Below are 15,590 nucleotides of genomic sequence, written 5' to 3' on the forward strand. Positions count from 1 at the left end.
GTGACGCTCTGCGTCGCATCCAGATGCGGACGCGGAGCTTCATGGGCGGCACATTGCCCTGCTGGGGCGTGGTAACGATCAGTTGCGTGATCACTCAGCCAGCGACGGTTTTTCCCACAGGTTGATTCCGCCTTCCACCGCGAAGCTGTCGATCTCAGTCAGTTCTTCCTGACTGAACGACAGGTTCTTCAAAGCACCAACGTTTTCGATGATCTGCTCGGGACGGCTGGCGCCAATCAGTGCTGATGTCACGCGTGGATCACGCAGTGTCCAGGCCAGGGCCATTTGCGCCAGGCTTTGGCCGCGACGCTGGGCGATTTCATTCAGAGCCCGCACGTGGGCGATGTTCTGCTCAGACAAGTGCGACGCCTGCAACGAACCGCCACCCGGACGGTTGACCCGCGCATCCTTGGGCACGCCGTTCAGGTACTTGTCCGACAGCAGCCCCTGCGCCAGCGCAGTGAAGGCAATCACGCCAGCGCCCAACTCCTCGGTCGCATCGAGCAGGTCTTTCTCGACCCAACGATTGAGCAGGTTATAGGCCGGTTGGTGAATCAGCAGTGGCACCTTCCACTCTTTGAGCAGTGCGGCCATCTCTCGGGTCTTGGCCCCGGAGTAGGACGAAATACCGATGTACAACGCCTTGCCCTGCTGCACGGCAGTGGCCAGTGCGCTGGCGGTTTCTTCCAGCGGCGTCTCCGGGTCGAAGCGGTGCGAATAGAAAATGTCGACGTAATCCAGCCCCATCCGCTGCAGGCTTTGATCGAGGCTGGCCAGCACGTATTTGCGAGAACCGCCGCCCTGCCCGTAAGGCCCGGGCCACATGTCCCAGCCCGCTTTGCTGGAGATGATCAGCTCGTCGCGGTACTGCTTGAAGTCTTCGCGCAGCAGACGACCGAAGTTGATTTCGGCGCTGCCGTAAGGAGGGCCGTAGTTATTGGCCAGGTCGAAATGGTTGATGCCCAGATCGAACGCCGTGCGCAACATGGCGCGCTGGGTGTCGATGGGCGTGCTGTCACCGAAGTTGTGCCACAGCCCCAGCGACAGCGCTGGCAGGACCAGCCCGCTGCGACCGGTACGGCGATAAGGCATGTCGTTGTAGCGATGTTCGGCAGCGATATACGTCATTGAATCCTCTCTTGTCAGGGGGATACTCAAGGCCTGTTCCACACGGCCTGCTGGATATCGACCCGCTTGGGCACCAAGTGGTTGTCGTAAAACAGATCGGCGGTCGCCTGCTGTGCGCGAACGATTTCTGGCGTGATCGGCAGGCTCGGGGATGCCGGGCGGTGATCAAGATACTGAGTGATGACCGCTTCGGACAACCCCATGCTGCGCGCCAGAATCTGAATGCTCTCGGCACGTTGCGAGCGGGTCAGCGCATCGGCTGCGGTCAGTTCGTCGAGTACGCTCTGCACGAAAGCCGCGTTGCTGTCAGCAAAACCGCGGCGCGCGGTGTAGAGCGGGCCAGACAACCCAAGCCCCTCACCATTCGCCAACAAGCGACTGTGGCCTTCGTTGAGGGCGACGGAATAGTACGGATCCCAGATGGCCCAGGCATCGACACTGCCGTTTTCAAACGCCGCACGGGCATCGGCCGGGGTCAGGTAGATTGGCTGAATGTCCTTGAACGTCAGCCCTGCCTTGTTCAGTACGCGCAATACCACATTGTGTGCGCTGGAGCCTTTTTGAAACGCGACCTTGCGCCCTTTCAGATCGGCCACCTTGTGCAACGGACTCTCGTTGCGCACCAGAATGGTTTCGGCCTGCGGCTTGGCGGGTTCGGCGCCGATGTAGACCAGGTCAGCACCTGCCACTTGGGCAAAGATCGGCGGAATGTCACCGGTCGAGGCAATATCCAGACTGCCGATGTTCAAAGCTTCCAGCATCTGCGGCCCGGCCGGAAACTCGATCCACTTGATCTGCGTGTGCGGGAAACGTTTCTCCAGCAGCCCGTGTTCCTTGGCGAGGACAAGGTTGATCGAGCCCTTCTGAAAGCCGATGCGCAGGCTATCCGGTTCGCTGGCTGAAGCCGTGTTTAACAGACCGCTGAACGCGAGAATGGCGGCAATGAGTGCAAATGGTTTCATGAGATTTTTCCTTTACCGATGATTGTTTCCACGCTCTGCGTGGTAACACCGCCTGGGACGCTCTGCGTCCCGCTTGCGACGCGGAGCGACGTGAGATGCATTCGGGAACAATCATCAAAAACCATCTGCCGGGCGCTGCAAGCCGAGGTTTTCGCGCAAGGTGGTGCCTTCGTATTCCGTGCGGAACAGGCCGCGACGCTGCAACTCGGGCACCAGTAACCGAGCAACGTCTTCAAGACCGCCAGGCAGATGTGGCACCAGCACGTTGAAGCCATCCGCAGCGCCTTGTTCGAACCAGAGCTGCAGTTCATCAGCGACCTGGTCAGGCGTGCCGATCAGGCTGTAATGGCCTCGCCCACCCGCAATGCGACGGCCCAGTTGTGCGAGGTTGAGGTGTTCCCGCTCGGCCAGTTCGGTGAGCAGTTTCTGACGGCTGCGCTGGCCGCTGTCTGTGAGCGGCAACACCGGCAACGGTCCGTCCTGCGGATAACCGGACAGGTCGAAATTACCCAACATACGGCCCAACAGCGCGATACCCACCTCGGGCTTTACCAGGTCCTGAAACGACTCGAATTTTTCTTGGGCCAACGCCTCGGTTTCGGCCACGACGATCAACACGCCGGGCATGATTTTCAGCGAGTCGGCACTGCGCCCATAGGCTTCCAGACGCCTCTTGATGTCGGCATAGAACGCCTGCGCGCTGGCCAGTGAGGTCTGGGCAGTGAACACCACCTCAGCCGTTTGCGCCGCCAGATCGCGACCGACTTCCGAAGAGCCCGCCTGCACCACGACTGGCTGACCCTGCGGCGAGCGCGCCACGTTGAGCGGGCCTTTTACGCGGAAGTGTTCGCCCTGATGATTCAGCACCTGCATTTTGGCCGGGGCGTAATACTGACCACTGGCCTTGTCGCGGGTGAACGCATCGTCTGCCCAACTGTTCCACAATCCGGTCACCACCTGATGAAACTCCCGGGCACGGCTGTAGCGTTCCGCATGCCCGACGTGTTCACTGCGCCCGAAGTTCTGCGCTTCGGCCGCCGCATCCGACGTCACCAGATTCCACCCTGCTCGCCCACCGGACAGATGATCCAGCGAGGCGAACTTGCGGGCCACGTGATAGGGCTCGTTGTAGGTGGTGGTCGCGGTCGCAATCAGACCGATGTGATCCGTCACCGCGCTCAGCGCCGACAGCAGCGTCAGTGGCTCGAAATGATCGGAGCGCGCCATGCGGCTGGCAATGTCGCCCGTGGCGGCAGCGACACTGTCGGCCACGAACAGCGCATCGAATTTCGCAGCTTCCGCCACGTGGGCCAAATGCCGGTAATGCTTGAAATCCAGCCCTGCATCAGCAGGCACATCCGGGTGTCGCCAGGCCGCTACGTGGTGCCCGGTGGCCATCAGAAAAGCCCCCAGTTTCATCTGTCGAGCCGTTGCGCGCATACCTGTCTCCTTTCATTGCGGTTGCCGCCTAGAAATCCTTGCGTACCTGCACGCCGAAATAACGCTCGTCGTCACGCGGCACCGAGCGATACACGTAGTTGCCACCCGTGGCGAGCATCGGCGAATAGGATTTATCCGCGAGGTTCTTGCCCAGCAGCGCCACACGCCAGCCGCTGTTGTAATCGGCCAGCGCGACGCTGGCGTTCCAGAGGCCGTAGGCGCCCTGTTTGGTGTCCGGGTTCTGGCTGATGTCGTACTGCACTTCGCTTTGCCAGCTGTAATCAGTGCCCAGTTCGATATCCAGGCCGTTGTCCAGCGGGAGGGTGTAGTCAGCGCGAACGTAGCTTTTCCAGTCCGGGCTGTACGGCAGGGTCTTGCCGTCGACATTGCACGACGCGGCAGCACCGGCTGGGCAAGCGAAACTGTCGATGCGTGCACGGGTGTAGGACAGCGCACCGGAGAACTTCAGATTCTGCGTAGCTTGCAAGGCGTAATCGAGTTCGACGCCCTCGGTGCTCACGCTGCCGGCGTTGACCAGCCGCGTCACCACCTGCCCGGCCACGCTGTCGAAAAAGTTGGCCTGATAGTTGTCGTAATCACTGTGGAACACCGCCAGGTTGGTGGTCAGGCGATTGTTCCAGGTGGTGGCCTTGATGCCGACTTCCCACGTATTGGAAGTCTCGGGTTTCAAGGCTTCTGTGTCACGCGGCTGCATGTTGAAAAACACGTTGTAGGCCGGGCCTTTGTAGCCTCGCGAGTAGGTGATGTAGCTGGTCACGCTGTCGCTCAGGTCGTATTGCAGACCCAAACGCCCTGACTTGCCCTCTTCATCCACCGAACCGGAACTGCTGGTCGCGGGCTGAATGCCGCTGACCGTGGTAGCGGAAGTCGAGACGCGGCGGTGGTCGTATTCAAGGTCGTCGTGTGTCCAGCGCAGCCCGGCAATCGCACGAAAATCCGGGGTGAAATTGAACGTGGTCTCGCCGAACACCGAATAGCTTTCATTGGTGGTGGTGTAATCGGCAACCCCCTGATCCCGTTGCGTCTGTGTGATCAGCGTACGCTGGTACGCCTCGTCACTCTTGCCGTGCATATAAAACAGTCCACCGACGTACTCGATGAACTGGCCTTTTGGCGAGGCCAGACGCAGCTCTTGCGAGTACTGGTTGAACTCAAGATCACCTTTGTCTTCGGTACCGGGGAACGCCGCCGTGATCGTGCCGAGGCGGTCGCCGTCCTGATACTGCGTGTTGTCCCAGCCGCGCCAGGCGGTGATCGAGGTCAGGGTGTAGTCACCCAGTTGCCAGTCCAGTTGCCCGGACAGACCTTTGTTGGTGTCTTCGACATGGCTGCGGTAATCGCTGATCACGTTGCGGTTGTCGCTGTCGGCACGCACCGGCGACAGCGCGCTGGTGAATGCCGGGGTGAGCGACTTGGCCACCACGCCATTGGGCGCGTCGTCGTGGGACTGCATGTAGTCCGCCGCCAGCGTGAACGTGATGTCGTCGTTGGGCGTGAACTCCAGCTTGCCCCGCGCGCCTTTGCGGTTGTAGCCGTTGACCTCATGGCCGTTGAGCGTGTTGTCGACGTTGCCGTCGTAACTGCCGAACAACGTGGTGATCGATCCTTTAAGCGTGTCCGGGATCAGGCTGCCGCCGATGCCGAAGCGCGTGCGACTTTCGTTGCCGCTGTAGTAGGACTGATCGATATAGCCGTGAGTCTCTTCGGTCGGCGCCTTGGTGGTGACGTTGAGCACACCGGCCGACGCATTCTTGCCGAACAGCGTGCCTTGTGGACCGCGCAGCACTTCGATGCGCTCCAGGTCCAGCAGATCGAGCGTGGCCTGGCCAGGCCGTGCGTAGACCACGCCGTCGATGACGGTGGCCACGGTCGGCTCAACGCCTGGCGACGTGGAGACGGTGCCCACGCCCCGCACGAACAGCGAGGTGTCCTTGTTTGACGCGCCGGTCCTAAAATTCAGCGACGGCACCTGCTGCACAATACTGGCGACGCCGTTGCGGTTGTCACGTTCCAGTTGTTCGCCTTGAATCACCGACACCGCAACCGGCACGTTTTGCAGCGACTCTTCGCGACGCGTGGCGGTTACGGTGACCGATTCGAGTGTTGGTGTCTCGGCAGCCTGCTCGACGGCTTCAGCCGCCATGACCGGAACCATCGGCAATGCCGTCAGCCCCATTAGCAACCAGCCGCAACGACGCCCCCGCGCCGTGTGAACCTGATCGATGGCCTGCGCCAGTCGTGTGTGTTTGACCCCGTCCCCGCGTGTTGTGTACATCTGCGTGCCTGCCTGAAATATGCCCTGATCCGACAGTGCCTCGGGCACTGACGCCTTTGATTACGACTAAACCGGGTCCGGGCATTCGCGGTGGCGAGTAGCAGACAACCATCTTTGTTAGCGCTAACATCACCAGTATCAGGAAATGACAGATAGATCGTCCAATACTTAAAAATTAGTTTTATATGCTTTTTAATTTTAAAAGAAGCGCATCAGCATGGCTGAAAAAACACCCGTGACACGTAAACGCCGAGGCGCAGGCCGGGTGACGATCAACGCCGTGGCCAAACAGGCAGGCGTGTCGGCCATCACCGTTTCGCGCTACTTCAACCAGCCGGAACAGGTTTCCCCGCCATTGCGCGAACGCATTGCGGCGGCGGTCGATGCGCTGGGCTACGTGCCCAATCTGGTGGCAGGCGGTTTGGCGTCAGCGCGTAGCCGAGTGGTGGCGATGGTGATCCCGAACATCTCAGGCCCCATCTTTGCCAATACGATTCAAGGCTTCAGCGACACCTTGAGCCAGCACGGATTTCAGCTGCTGCTGGCCTCAAGCTATTTCTCGGTGGAACAGGAAGAAAGTGCCGTGCGCGCTTTTTTAGGCTGGTCGCCCGCAGCACTGGTGTTGACCAGTCGCTTTCACAGCGAAGCCACGGAAAAAATGATCGAGCAGGCCGACATCCCGGTGATTGAAACCTGGGACCATCAGCCGGAACGTAGCCCGATCCAGATCGGTTTTTCCCATTACGAGGTCGGCGTTACGGCAGCGCGCTACCTGCACGGCAAAGGCTACCGTCGTATTGCCTTCGTGGAGAACAGCGTTCCCGGCGACTTCAGCGCGCAAGAGCGTCGCGACGGTTGTATCGCGACGTTGAAAACATTGGGCCTGAAGCCGTGGGTATTCGTGCCGGAGGCGGGGCTTGCGCCGTTTGAGGCGGGCAAGCAGGCGATGGATACGTTGATGGACAACCATCCCCGCCCTGACGCCATTTTCTTCGCCAACGACAATCTGGCAGCCGGCGGGCTGTTGACCAGCCAGCGCATCGGCCTGCAAACGCCGCGGGATTGCGCGGTGATGGGCTTTGGCGATTACGCGTTCGCCAAAATGATGATACCCAGCCTGACCACCATCAAACCGCCCGCCCTGCAGATCGGCGTGCTCGCTGCGCAGCGCGTGCTGGAGAGCCTGGGGGTGTTGCCGACAGAGGGCGAAATTCAGCGGCTGAATCTGCTGGAGTGCGAGTTGGTTGAGCGGGAAAGCACTTGATTTGATCATGCCCATCGCTCGGCATGGGTAGGCATCACATTCGAGATGCGGACGCGGAGCATGGGAGATCATCCGACTGGTTTGATCGTCCCCACGCTGCGCATCATAGTCAGGCCCGCTCGATCAACGCACCAGATGCAGGAACTGCATGTGCCGCTCGTACTGGTCGAGCACGTCGTTGATCACTTGGTCCTTGGTGTAGCCAACCAGGTCGTAATCCTGGCTGCCCTCACTCAGGTGAACCTCGGCGCGATAGTAGCGGCGGTTGTTCAACTGCTTGGAGCCCATGCCGCCTCGGGCGAACGACGGCGTAAAGAAGCCTTTCATCTGCACTTGATAGATGAACGGACGCTCTTCGCCGTGGCCGATTTCCAGGGTCACCGAATCGTTGGACGGATCGGGCACGTTAACCACGCTCAAGCCCTTCTCCACGAACACCGCCGTGACGTCGTCGATGGCCGGGCGCACGGTCTGGTCAAGGAACCGGTACACCTCGTCTCGCGACGGATAATGCACGGCCTGGCTCAAGCGCTGACGCCAGCCGCCACGTCGCGAACCCGATACCGGGGCCAGCGAGTAAAGCTGTGCGATCTGACGCTGGGACTCCATGAAGAACGCCTTGTGCAGCCCCCACATCATCAACAGCAGAATCAGCGAGAACGGCAACGATGTCAGCACCACCGCCGATTTCAGCGCATCGATACTGCCCGAGAACAACAGCCCGCTGGTGATCAGCGCCGTCGCTACACCCCAGAAGACCCGCAGCCATTTCGGGCCGTCTTCGTCCGGGTTGCCGCCCTTGGCCGACAGGGTCGACAGCACTACGGTGCCCGAGTCGGCGGAGGTCACGAAAAACACGAAGCTGATAAACACCGTAACGGCAATCACGGTCTTGCTCCACGGGTACGTTTCCAGCAGCAGGTAGAGCGTCATTGATGGATCATCAATGGCCGATTGGCCCAGCGCAGTCATGCCGTGGTGCAACACCTGATCAATCGCGCTGTTGCCGAAGATCGACATCCAGGCCAGGGTGAAACCCAGCGGGATCAGCAACACGCCGAAGACGAATTCGCGGATGGTTCGGCCACGGGAAATGCGTGCGATGAACAGGCCCACGAACGGCGACCAGGCAATCCACCAGGCCCAGTAGAACACGGTCCAGCCGCCCAGCCAGTCGCTTGGCTCGTTGTAGGCATAAACGTCGAAACTCTTGGTCGGCAACGCGCCCAAATAGTCACCGATGTTTTGCACCAACGTATTGAGCAGGTACTGCGTAGGACCGGCGAACAGCACGAACAGCAACAACGCACAGGCCAGCAGCATGTTGATGTCGGACATGAGGCGCACGCCTTTGTCCACGCCCGCGATGGCGACCAGAATGGCGGCGCCCATCATCAGGGTGATCAGGCCCACCTGAATCCAGTGGGTGTGTGCCACGCCGAACAGGTAATCCAGACCTGAATTGAGGTGCAGCACCCCAAAGCCCATGTCGGCACCCAGACCAAAAATGGTCGCGATGATGCCGAAGCCGTCCACCGCGTAACCGATCGGACCATTGATGCGCTTACCGATCAGCGGGTACAGCGCCGAACGCAATGCCAACGGCAGGTTGTGGCGATAGGCGAAATAAGCCAGTGCCATGCCGACGAAGGCAAACACGCCCCAGCCGTGCAGGCCCCAGTGCAGAAACAGCAACTGCATGCCATGCCGCGCCGCCTCGGTCGTGCCGCCCTCGCCTTGCGGGGGCTGCAACAGATGAGTCAGGGGCTCTGAAACGCAAAAGAAGAACAGCGTGATACTGATCCCGGCCGCGAACAGCATTCCGGCCCAGGACAGGTAACTGAATTCGGGCTCGTCGTGGTCGGCACCGAGCTTGATCTTGCCGTAGCCAGATAGCGCGGTGACCACCACGAAGACCAAATAGAGCGTCATGACCAGCATGTAGTACCAGCCGACCGTATTGGCCGCCCAGTTCTGTGCGGCCAGCAGCCAGGCACCTGCGGCTTGAGGGAAGGCGATCACCGTGAGGCCGAAGATCAGGATGAAGCTCGCAGCGAAGTAGAACACTGGAGCGTTCATGCGGACCATACCGCTAGGTTGCGTACTCGGAGTGCTCATCGACTGCATGCCTCCGGACTGATTGAAACAACTGCAAAAAACGCATACGGCAAGGGTAAGCCTCCTGTTGTGAGCGGGCAGCGAACCACCGGTTTAACTTGAATGAACGTTCAATTTAAACACGAAAGGCCCCGTGATTACGAATCGCGGGGCTGTGATTGCTGGCTCAGACCTGGGTATGACGTGTGCGTGAGAGCGTTCGTTCCCGGGTGCGGGATTCGTATGTCGGGTGCGATGTATTGGGCTGTGAGAGCGGACTTGTCCGCGAAATGTCGGTGCAGCCGATGAAGAGGTATCGACCGAAACAGAGCATTCGCGGACAAACCGAACGCCGCCCGATCCCCTACCACTTTTGGGTCTGTGTTCATTCAGTAGGACTTGATCGTTACGACGCTGCGCGTCCGCTCTCGGACGCGCTAAAAACCCTATTTCTGCGTCCCGTCATCCTGCTGCAACAGGTTGGCCTGCGTCAGGTTGCAGCCTGCCGGGACGCTGCGGGTCAGCCAGACATTACCGCCAATGGTCGAGCCCTGGCCGATGGTGATACGCCCCAGAATGGTCGCCCCGGCGTAGATCACCACGTCGTCTTCCACGATCGGATGCCGCGCATGGCCTTTCTGCAACTGGCCGTCTTCGTCTGCGGGGAAACGCTTGGCACCCAGGGTCACGGCCTGATAGATCCGCACCCGCTCGCCGATAATGGCCGTTTCGCCAATCACCACGCCCGTTCCGTGGTCGATGAAGAAACTGGGGCCGATCTGCGCGCCAGGGTGGATGTCGATGCCGGTGGCCGAGTGGGCAAGCTCGGAGCTGATGCGCGCCAGCAACGGCAAGCCCGCCCGATACAGATGGTGGGCCAGTCGATGATGAATCACCGCCAGAATGCCCGGATAGCAGAGCAGCACTTCGTCGACACTGCGCGCCGCCGGGTCGCCGTGATACGCCGCCAGCACATCGGTGTCGAGCAGCCGGCGAATGCCCGGCAGGGCTGTGGCGAAATCCTGGATCAGCACCAATGCATGCTCATCGATCCCGGCCAGCGCTTTACCCTGTTGATGGGCCACATAACGCAACTCCAAACGGGCCTGGGCCAACAGCGCATTGAGCGCTACGTCCAGCGTGTGACCGACGTAGAAGTCCTCGCTTTCCTCACGCAGATCCACAGGCCCCAGACGCATCGGGAACAGCGCCCCGCTCAGGGCTTCGAGAATCTCGCCCATTGCCGCACGCGACGGCAACTCGCGGCCGCCATGCTCGCCGCTCACACGACGGTTGCGTGTACGCCAATCCTCACGCGCCGTGCGTAGCTGGCTGACGATACGTTGCAACTGCCAATGGCTGGAGCGGCCGTCGGCGGCTTCTGGAATATCGCTCACGCTGAACTCTCCTTGATCGTAAGGGGGACGACCCGATCATATCGGGCGCTGCTGCTTGCACTCTACGGCAAACATTCAGGAGGAAAAAATAACAATTTCTGTACGAAACGGCTGAGCGGAGCATAAACATCGATGGGTTGCCGTGCAGGAAACGTCTGCCTATAGTCCGCTGACTCTCTACACGGCTCACTTATCACCATGATCAAAAATCAGCTCGCCCGCTTCAATCGTCTGGACTTGATCAGCGCGCCCACGGCGCTGGAAAAGCTCGACCGCCTGTCGATCTGGGCTGGCCGCGACATCTACGTCAAGCGCGATGACACCACGACCCTGGCGCTGGGCGGCAACAAGGTCCGCAAGCTGGAATACCTGGCAGCCGATGCGCTGGCACAGGGCGCAGATACGTTGATCACCGCAGGCGCGATCCAGTCCAACCACGTCCGACAGACCGCGGCCCTGGCCGCTCGTCTGGGTCTGGGCTGCGTGGCGTTGCTGGAAAACCCCATCGGCACCGACGACAACAACTACCTGCACAACGGCAATCGCCTGCTGCTGGAGCTGTTCGATGCCAAAGTCGAGCGGGTTGAAAACCTCGACAATGCCGACGAACAACTGCACGCGCTGGCCGCCCGTCTACGCAGCAGCGGCAAGAAGCCTTATATCGTGCCCATCGGTGGTTCAAGCCCGGTCGGCGCATTGGGTTATGTACGCGCAGGGCTTGAACTGGCCGAACAGATCAAACAGACCGGCGTCGATTTTGCCGCCGTGATCTTGGCCTCGGGCAGCGCGGGCACCCACAGCGGCCTGGCGCTGGCGCTGGCCAGCGAACTGCCGACGCTTCCGGTCATCGGCGTGACGGTTTCACGCAGTGAAGAAGCCCAATTACCCAAGGTTCAAAACCTGGCAGAACGCACCGCCGAGCTGCTGGAAATCCCGCTGCCGCAAGGCTTCAAGGTTGAGTTGTGGGACGAATATTTCGCCCCACGCTACGGTGAGCCGAACGCCGGCACACTCTCGGCGATCAAACTTGTTGCGGGTCACGAGGGTCTGTTACTGGATCCGGTCTACACCGGCAAGGCAATGGCAGGTTTGCTGGATGGCATCGGGCGTCAGCGCTTCAACGATGGTCCGCTGATCTTTCTGCACACCGGTGGCGCCCCTGCGCTATTCGCCTATCCGGACCTATTCTTGACCTGATTCTGTAGCAAAGATCAAAGTTATGCCCAAAATGAAAGCCGAGCGCTTTTTTAGTTATTTTTGTTCATAACCAGATGGCCCTATAGTGGCGCCCCGGCGAGTTCACACGTCGGTGTAAACCACTGAAAACGTGCTGAATTCCCAGCACAAAGACGCGTCCGTCCGGTCTGAAGAGGCCGACACTTCACCCAACAAGAGGCTCGCATGAACATTTCCGCCATTCGTCGCACGTTTCTTTTCTCGGCACTGAGCCTGGTGCTCGGAGCCGGTATTGCCGGACAAGCCGTCGCCGGTGAACAACTGCAGAAAATCAAGGACAGCGGCACGTTGAATGTGGGCCTTGAAGGCACTTACCCGCCCTTCAGTTTCGTGGATCAGGACGGCAAGCTGACCGGTTTCGAAGTCGAGTTTTCCGAAGCGCTCGCCAAGGAACTGGGCGTGAAGGCCAAAGTGCAGACCACCAAGTGGGACGGCATTCTGGCAGCACTGGAATCCAAGCGGCTGGACGTGGTGATCAACCAGGTCACGATCTCGGACGAGCGCAAGAAGAAGTACGATTTCTCTGAACCCTACACCGTTTCCGGCATTCAGGCGCTGATCAACAAGGACAAGACCAAAGACGCGATCAAGACCGCGCAAGACCTGAGCGGCAAGAAAGTCGGCGTCGGTCTGGGCACCAACTACGAGCAATGGCTCAAAGCCAATGTGCCGACTGCGATCGTCAAGACCTACGACGATGATCCGACCAAATATCAAGACCTGCGCGTAGGCCGTATCGACGCCATTCTGGTTGATCGCCTGGCAGCCCTGGAACTGGTCGCCAAGACCAAGGACACCCTGGCAGTGACCGGCGAACCCTTCTCTCGTCAGGAATCGGGCGTCGCGATGCGCAAGGGCGAGCCGGAGCTGGTGGCCGCTATCAACAAGGCCATCGACAAGATGCGCGCCGACGGCACGCTCACCAAACTGTCGCAGAAGTATTTCAACGCTGACGTGACCAAATGATTGAAGAGAGCCTAAAGCTCGCACTGGACTCCGCGCCCTTTCTGCTCAAGGGCGCGTATTACACGGTCATCCTCAGCCTGGGTGGCATGTTCTTCGGATTGGTGCTGGGCTTCGGCCTGGCACTGATGCGTTTGTCGCGCTTCAAGCCGTTGAGCTGGATTGCGCGCATCTACGTGTCGTTTTTCCGGGGCACACCGTTGCTGGTGCAGTTGTTCATGATTTATTACGGCCTGCCGGAACTGGGTATCGAACTGGAACCGCTGACCGCAGCGCTGATCGGCTTTTCCCTGAACATGGGCGCCTACGCCTGCGAAATCCTGCGCTCGGCCATCGGCGCAGTCGAACGAGGCCAATGGGAAGCGGCGGCCAGCATTGGCATGACCCGCTGGCAGACCCTGCGCCGGGCGATCCTGCCACAAGCGGCGCGCACGGCCTTGCCGCCACTGGGCAACAGCTTCATTTCGCTGGTCAAGGACACGGCGCTGGCCGCCACCATTCAGGTGCCGGAACTGTTCCGCCAGGCGCAGTTGATCACTGCACGCACCTTCGAAATTTTCACCATGTACCTGGCCGCTGCACTGATCTACTGGATCCTTGCCACGGTGCTTTCGCACCTGCAAAACAAGCTGGAAGCGCGGGTTAACCGGCATGATCTGGAGTCTTGACGCATGATCGTGGTTGAAAAACTCACCAAGGAATTCAAGGGCAATCAAGTGCTCAAAGGCATCGACCTGCGCGTCGAAGCTGGCGAAGTGGTCGCCATCATCGGGCCTAGCGGCTCGGGCAAGACCACACTGCTGCGCTGCCTGAATCTGCTGGAGACGCCCACCAGCGGCAGCATCCAGGTCGCCGATATCAAGATTGATGGCACACGCTCCATGAACCAGCAGCAGGGCCTGATTCGTCAGCTGCGCCAGCAGGTCGGGTTCGTGTTCCAGAACTTCAATCTGTTTCCGCACCGCACCGCGCTTGAGAACGTCATCGAAGGCCCGGTAGTGGTCAAGAAGGTGGATCGTGAAAGCGCCTTGGCGCTGGGCCGCAATCTGCTGGCCAAGGTGGGGTTGGCGGGTAAGGAAGACGCCTACCCTCGCAGGTTGTCGGGAGGCCAACAACAGCGCGTGGCCATCGCCCGGGCACTGGCGATGGAGCCGCAGGTGATTCTGTTCGACGAACCGACGTCGGCCCTGGACCCGGAATTGGTTGGCGAAGTGCTGACCACCATTCGCGCCTTGGCCGAAGAGAACCGCACGATGGTAATCGTCACCCACGAAATGAGCTTTGCGCGTGAAGTCGCCAATCGGGTGGTCTTTATCGACAAGGGCGTGATCGTGGAACAGGGCGACGCCAAAGACCTTTTTGCCAACCCGAAACACGAGCGGACGAGGCAGTTTCTGGAACGAACAAGGCATTAATCCTACAGCCCGATTCCAAAAGGCAGCACCTTTCGAGGGCTGCCTTTTTTTATTTTACATTTGAAAAAAGTTTGTCCCATCAAGTTCTTCGCTAATTCCAGCCTGCCATTGCGCTGCATACCATCTAAATCATGAGAGTTTCCGGGCGACACTCCGTGATGTAGACGTCCACGCATTGCGTCTGCTCCCAGCCCGCCTGACATACCCGCTCACGTTAATAAACGTGATGTGACCACACCCTCGCCTCATCGATTTCTTGTGGTAGGACAGCTGACGCCTCTCAAGTAAACAGTTCAGAATATTGTGTGTAGGAAGCATCTAATTTTCCACAAAAGATCAACTAAACAGCGACCGCATATTGACACCTGCGCGCAAAGCTAATTAGCTCAACCCCAACAAGCCGCTCGATAATCCCACAAACTTTCAAGCCTCTAACTTCGACACTTTGTAATGTTTGCCAACCCTTGGAATTTTGCGGTACTTATCAACTCGCCTGTTTTGATCATTATTTTAATTAAACATGAACACATGTGACTCATTTTTACGTGAACCCTTGAATTCCTGGAGTACTCCACATGAACCAGAACGTGTGTAAAAACGAACTCGTCAAACTCTGCGCCCCTTCTGTGCCGCAGGCCAGCCGGCATGGCATAGGCGTCAGAGCAGCCTCCTGCCTCAACGTCCACATCGAACCCTATGCCGATATGGACGAGGGCGATCTGATCGAATTGTTTTGGGACGGCTGTTACGTGGCGTCAAAAATATTAACGGCGTCCGACATCGGCACCACCGCTGTCCTACGCGTGCCAGAAAGCTTTCTTCAAAACGGCAAGGCGCGCACCGACTACAAGGTCATGAAAGTCGGCGGACTACCGACCATATCAGCCTGCCGCAAACTCTGGGTGAAGCTGAATCCGCCTGGGGGACGTTTGCTCAGTCCCAACCAGGAAGAGAATCAGGGCCTCGCGCCGCTCGGCGTAGCACCTTCGGTGCTACGCCGAGGCTTGACCAAAAGGCATTTGGAGGGAGGCTTGCCGATGGCGATCGAGCCGTATCTGAATATGGCCGTCCACGACGAGATAACCGTGCGCTGGGGAGATCTGCGCATGGACCTGCCACCCTTGCGACAAGAAGACGTGGGCGAGCCCATCGATCTGATCGTGCCCCCGGACTTGATTAAAGAAGCCGGTGACCCACAACTTGAAGTGACGTATTGCATTATCGACAGAGTGGGAAACAACTCTTCATGGGCACCGCCACGCGAAATAATCATCCCGACACTGGGTGATACGGCATTGTGAGACGGGTCATACTTTGGACACCCGGCCCGCACATCGAAAACAACGACTCGATTTAAAGCCTGCCCGGGCACTTAATGAATTAATTCATGCA

12 protein-coding genes are annotated in these 15,590 nt (G+C 59.3%); 6 read left to right on the top strand and 6 right to left on the bottom strand.

Going from position 1 to position 15,590, the window contains the following annotated elements:
- Positions 1–90 precede the first annotated feature (90 nt).
- The 4 genes from mgrA to ALP40_RS24530 form a co-directional block, all read right to left on the bottom strand.
- Entirely contained in the window at positions 91–1,128 is a 1,038-nt protein-coding gene (mgrA, locus tag ALP40_RS24515; RefSeq protein WP_122210708.1) for an L-glyceraldehyde 3-phosphate reductase, read from the bottom strand.
- A 26-nt stretch (positions 1,129–1,154) separates the two neighbouring features.
- A complete protein-coding gene (locus ALP40_RS24520; protein WP_122210709.1) occupies positions 1,155–2,090 on the bottom strand; it encodes a sulfonate ABC transporter substrate-binding protein in 936 nt (311 codons plus the stop codon).
- Positions 2,091–2,204: 114 nt separating this feature from the next.
- Positions 2,205–3,530 (bottom strand): LLM class flavin-dependent oxidoreductase, encoded by a 1,326-nt coding sequence (locus ALP40_RS24525; protein ID WP_122210710.1) that lies wholly within the window; start codon positions 3,528–3,530, stop codon positions 2,205–2,207.
- A 28-nt stretch (positions 3,531–3,558) separates the two neighbouring features.
- The gene (locus ALP40_RS24530) at positions 3,559–5,826 is read right to left on the bottom strand and encodes a TonB-dependent receptor (RefSeq protein ID WP_122210768.1); all 2,268 of its coding nucleotides are present in this window, start codon (positions 5,824–5,826) and stop codon (positions 3,559–3,561) included.
- 217 nt (positions 5,827–6,043) lie between these two features.
- On the opposite strand from ALP40_RS24530, the gene ALP40_RS24535 reads away from it, so the two are divergent.
- Entirely contained in the window at positions 6,044–7,090 is a 1,047-nt protein-coding gene (locus ALP40_RS24535) for a LacI family DNA-binding transcriptional regulator (protein WP_122210711.1), read from the top strand.
- Between the two features lie 123 nt (positions 7,091–7,213).
- On the opposite strand, the gene betT is transcribed toward ALP40_RS24535, so the two are convergent.
- The gene (gene betT, locus ALP40_RS24540; protein ID WP_183136087.1) at positions 7,214–9,169 is read right to left on the bottom strand and encodes a choline transporter BetT; all 1,956 of its coding nucleotides are present in this window, start codon (positions 9,167–9,169) and stop codon (positions 7,214–7,216) included.
- A gap of 464 nt (positions 9,170–9,633) precedes the next feature.
- Positions 9,634–10,584, bottom strand: coding sequence for a serine O-acetyltransferase EpsC (epsC, locus tag ALP40_RS24545; RefSeq protein WP_122210713.1), 951 nt, complete (start codon positions 10,582–10,584; stop codon positions 9,634–9,636).
- Positions 10,585–10,782: 198 nt separating this feature from the next.
- Between epsC and ALP40_RS24550 the strand changes: the two genes are divergently transcribed.
- The 5 genes from ALP40_RS24550 (at position 10,783) to ALP40_RS24570 (ending at position 15,499) form a co-directional block, all read left to right on the top strand.
- Positions 10,783–11,781 carry a D-cysteine desulfhydrase gene (locus ALP40_RS24550; RefSeq protein WP_122210714.1) on the top strand — a complete coding sequence of 333 codons (999 nt, stop codon included), beginning with the start codon at positions 10,783–10,785 and terminating at the stop codon, positions 11,779–11,781.
- Between the two features lie 204 nt (positions 11,782–11,985).
- Positions 11,986–12,786: a cystine ABC transporter substrate-binding protein gene (gene tcyJ / locus ALP40_RS24555; RefSeq protein ID WP_122210715.1), complete on the top strand. Its 801-nt coding sequence runs from the start codon at positions 11,986–11,988 to the stop codon at positions 12,784–12,786.
- Positions 12,783–13,451, top strand: a complete 669-nt coding sequence (tcyL, locus tag ALP40_RS24560) for a cystine ABC transporter permease (RefSeq protein ID WP_122210716.1) — start codon at positions 12,783–12,785, stop codon at positions 13,449–13,451. The genes tcyJ and tcyL overlap by 4 nt, the downstream gene beginning before the upstream one ends.
- Positions 13,452–13,454: 3 nt before the next feature.
- A complete protein-coding gene (gene tcyN, locus ALP40_RS24565) occupies positions 13,455–14,198 on the top strand; it encodes an L-cystine ABC transporter ATP-binding protein TcyN (RefSeq protein ID WP_122210717.1) in 744 nt (247 codons plus the stop codon).
- A 575-nt stretch (positions 14,199–14,773) separates the two neighbouring features.
- Entirely contained in the window at positions 14,774–15,499 is a 726-nt protein-coding gene (locus ALP40_RS24570; RefSeq protein WP_122210718.1) for a hypothetical protein, read from the top strand.
- Positions 15,500–15,590 lie beyond the last annotated feature (91 nt).

The organism is Pseudomonas viridiflava (genome assembly GCF_003702045.1).
GTDB classification, from domain to species: domain Bacteria; phylum Pseudomonadota; class Gammaproteobacteria; order Pseudomonadales; family Pseudomonadaceae; genus Aquipseudomonas; species Aquipseudomonas viridiflava_C.

What these genes read in the sequence shown, in the direction of transcription:
- mgrA (WP_122210708.1), bottom strand. Translation starts at nt 1,128, where the DNA reads ATGACGTATATCGCTGCCGAACATCGCTACAACGACATGCCTTATCGC.
- ALP40_RS24520 (WP_122210709.1), bottom strand. Translation starts at nt 2,090, where the DNA reads ATGAAACCATTTGCACTCATTGCCGCCATTCTCGCGTTCAGCGGTCTG.
- ALP40_RS24525 (WP_122210710.1), bottom strand. Translation starts at nt 3,530, where the DNA reads ATGCGCGCAACGGCTCGACAGATGAAACTGGGGGCTTTTCTGATGGCC.
- ALP40_RS24530 (WP_122210768.1), bottom strand. Translation starts at nt 5,826, where the DNA reads ATGTACACAACACGCGGGGACGGGGTCAAACACACACGACTGGCGCAG.
- ALP40_RS24535 (WP_122210711.1), top strand. Translation starts at nt 6,044, where the DNA reads ATGGCTGAAAAAACACCCGTGACACGTAAACGCCGAGGCGCAGGCCGG.
- betT (WP_183136087.1), bottom strand. Translation starts at nt 9,169, where the DNA reads ATGAACGCTCCAGTGTTCTACTTCGCTGCGAGCTTCATCCTGATCTTC.
- ALP40_RS24550 (WP_122210714.1), top strand. Translation starts at nt 10,783, where the DNA reads ATGATCAAAAATCAGCTCGCCCGCTTCAATCGTCTGGACTTGATCAGC.
- tcyJ (WP_122210715.1), top strand. Translation starts at nt 11,986, where the DNA reads ATGAACATTTCCGCCATTCGTCGCACGTTTCTTTTCTCGGCACTGAGC.
- tcyL (WP_122210716.1), top strand. Translation starts at nt 12,783, where the DNA reads ATGATTGAAGAGAGCCTAAAGCTCGCACTGGACTCCGCGCCCTTTCTG.
- tcyN (WP_122210717.1), top strand. Translation starts at nt 13,455, where the DNA reads ATGATCGTGGTTGAAAAACTCACCAAGGAATTCAAGGGCAATCAAGTG.
- ALP40_RS24570 (WP_122210718.1), top strand. Translation starts at nt 14,774, where the DNA reads ATGAACCAGAACGTGTGTAAAAACGAACTCGTCAAACTCTGCGCCCCT.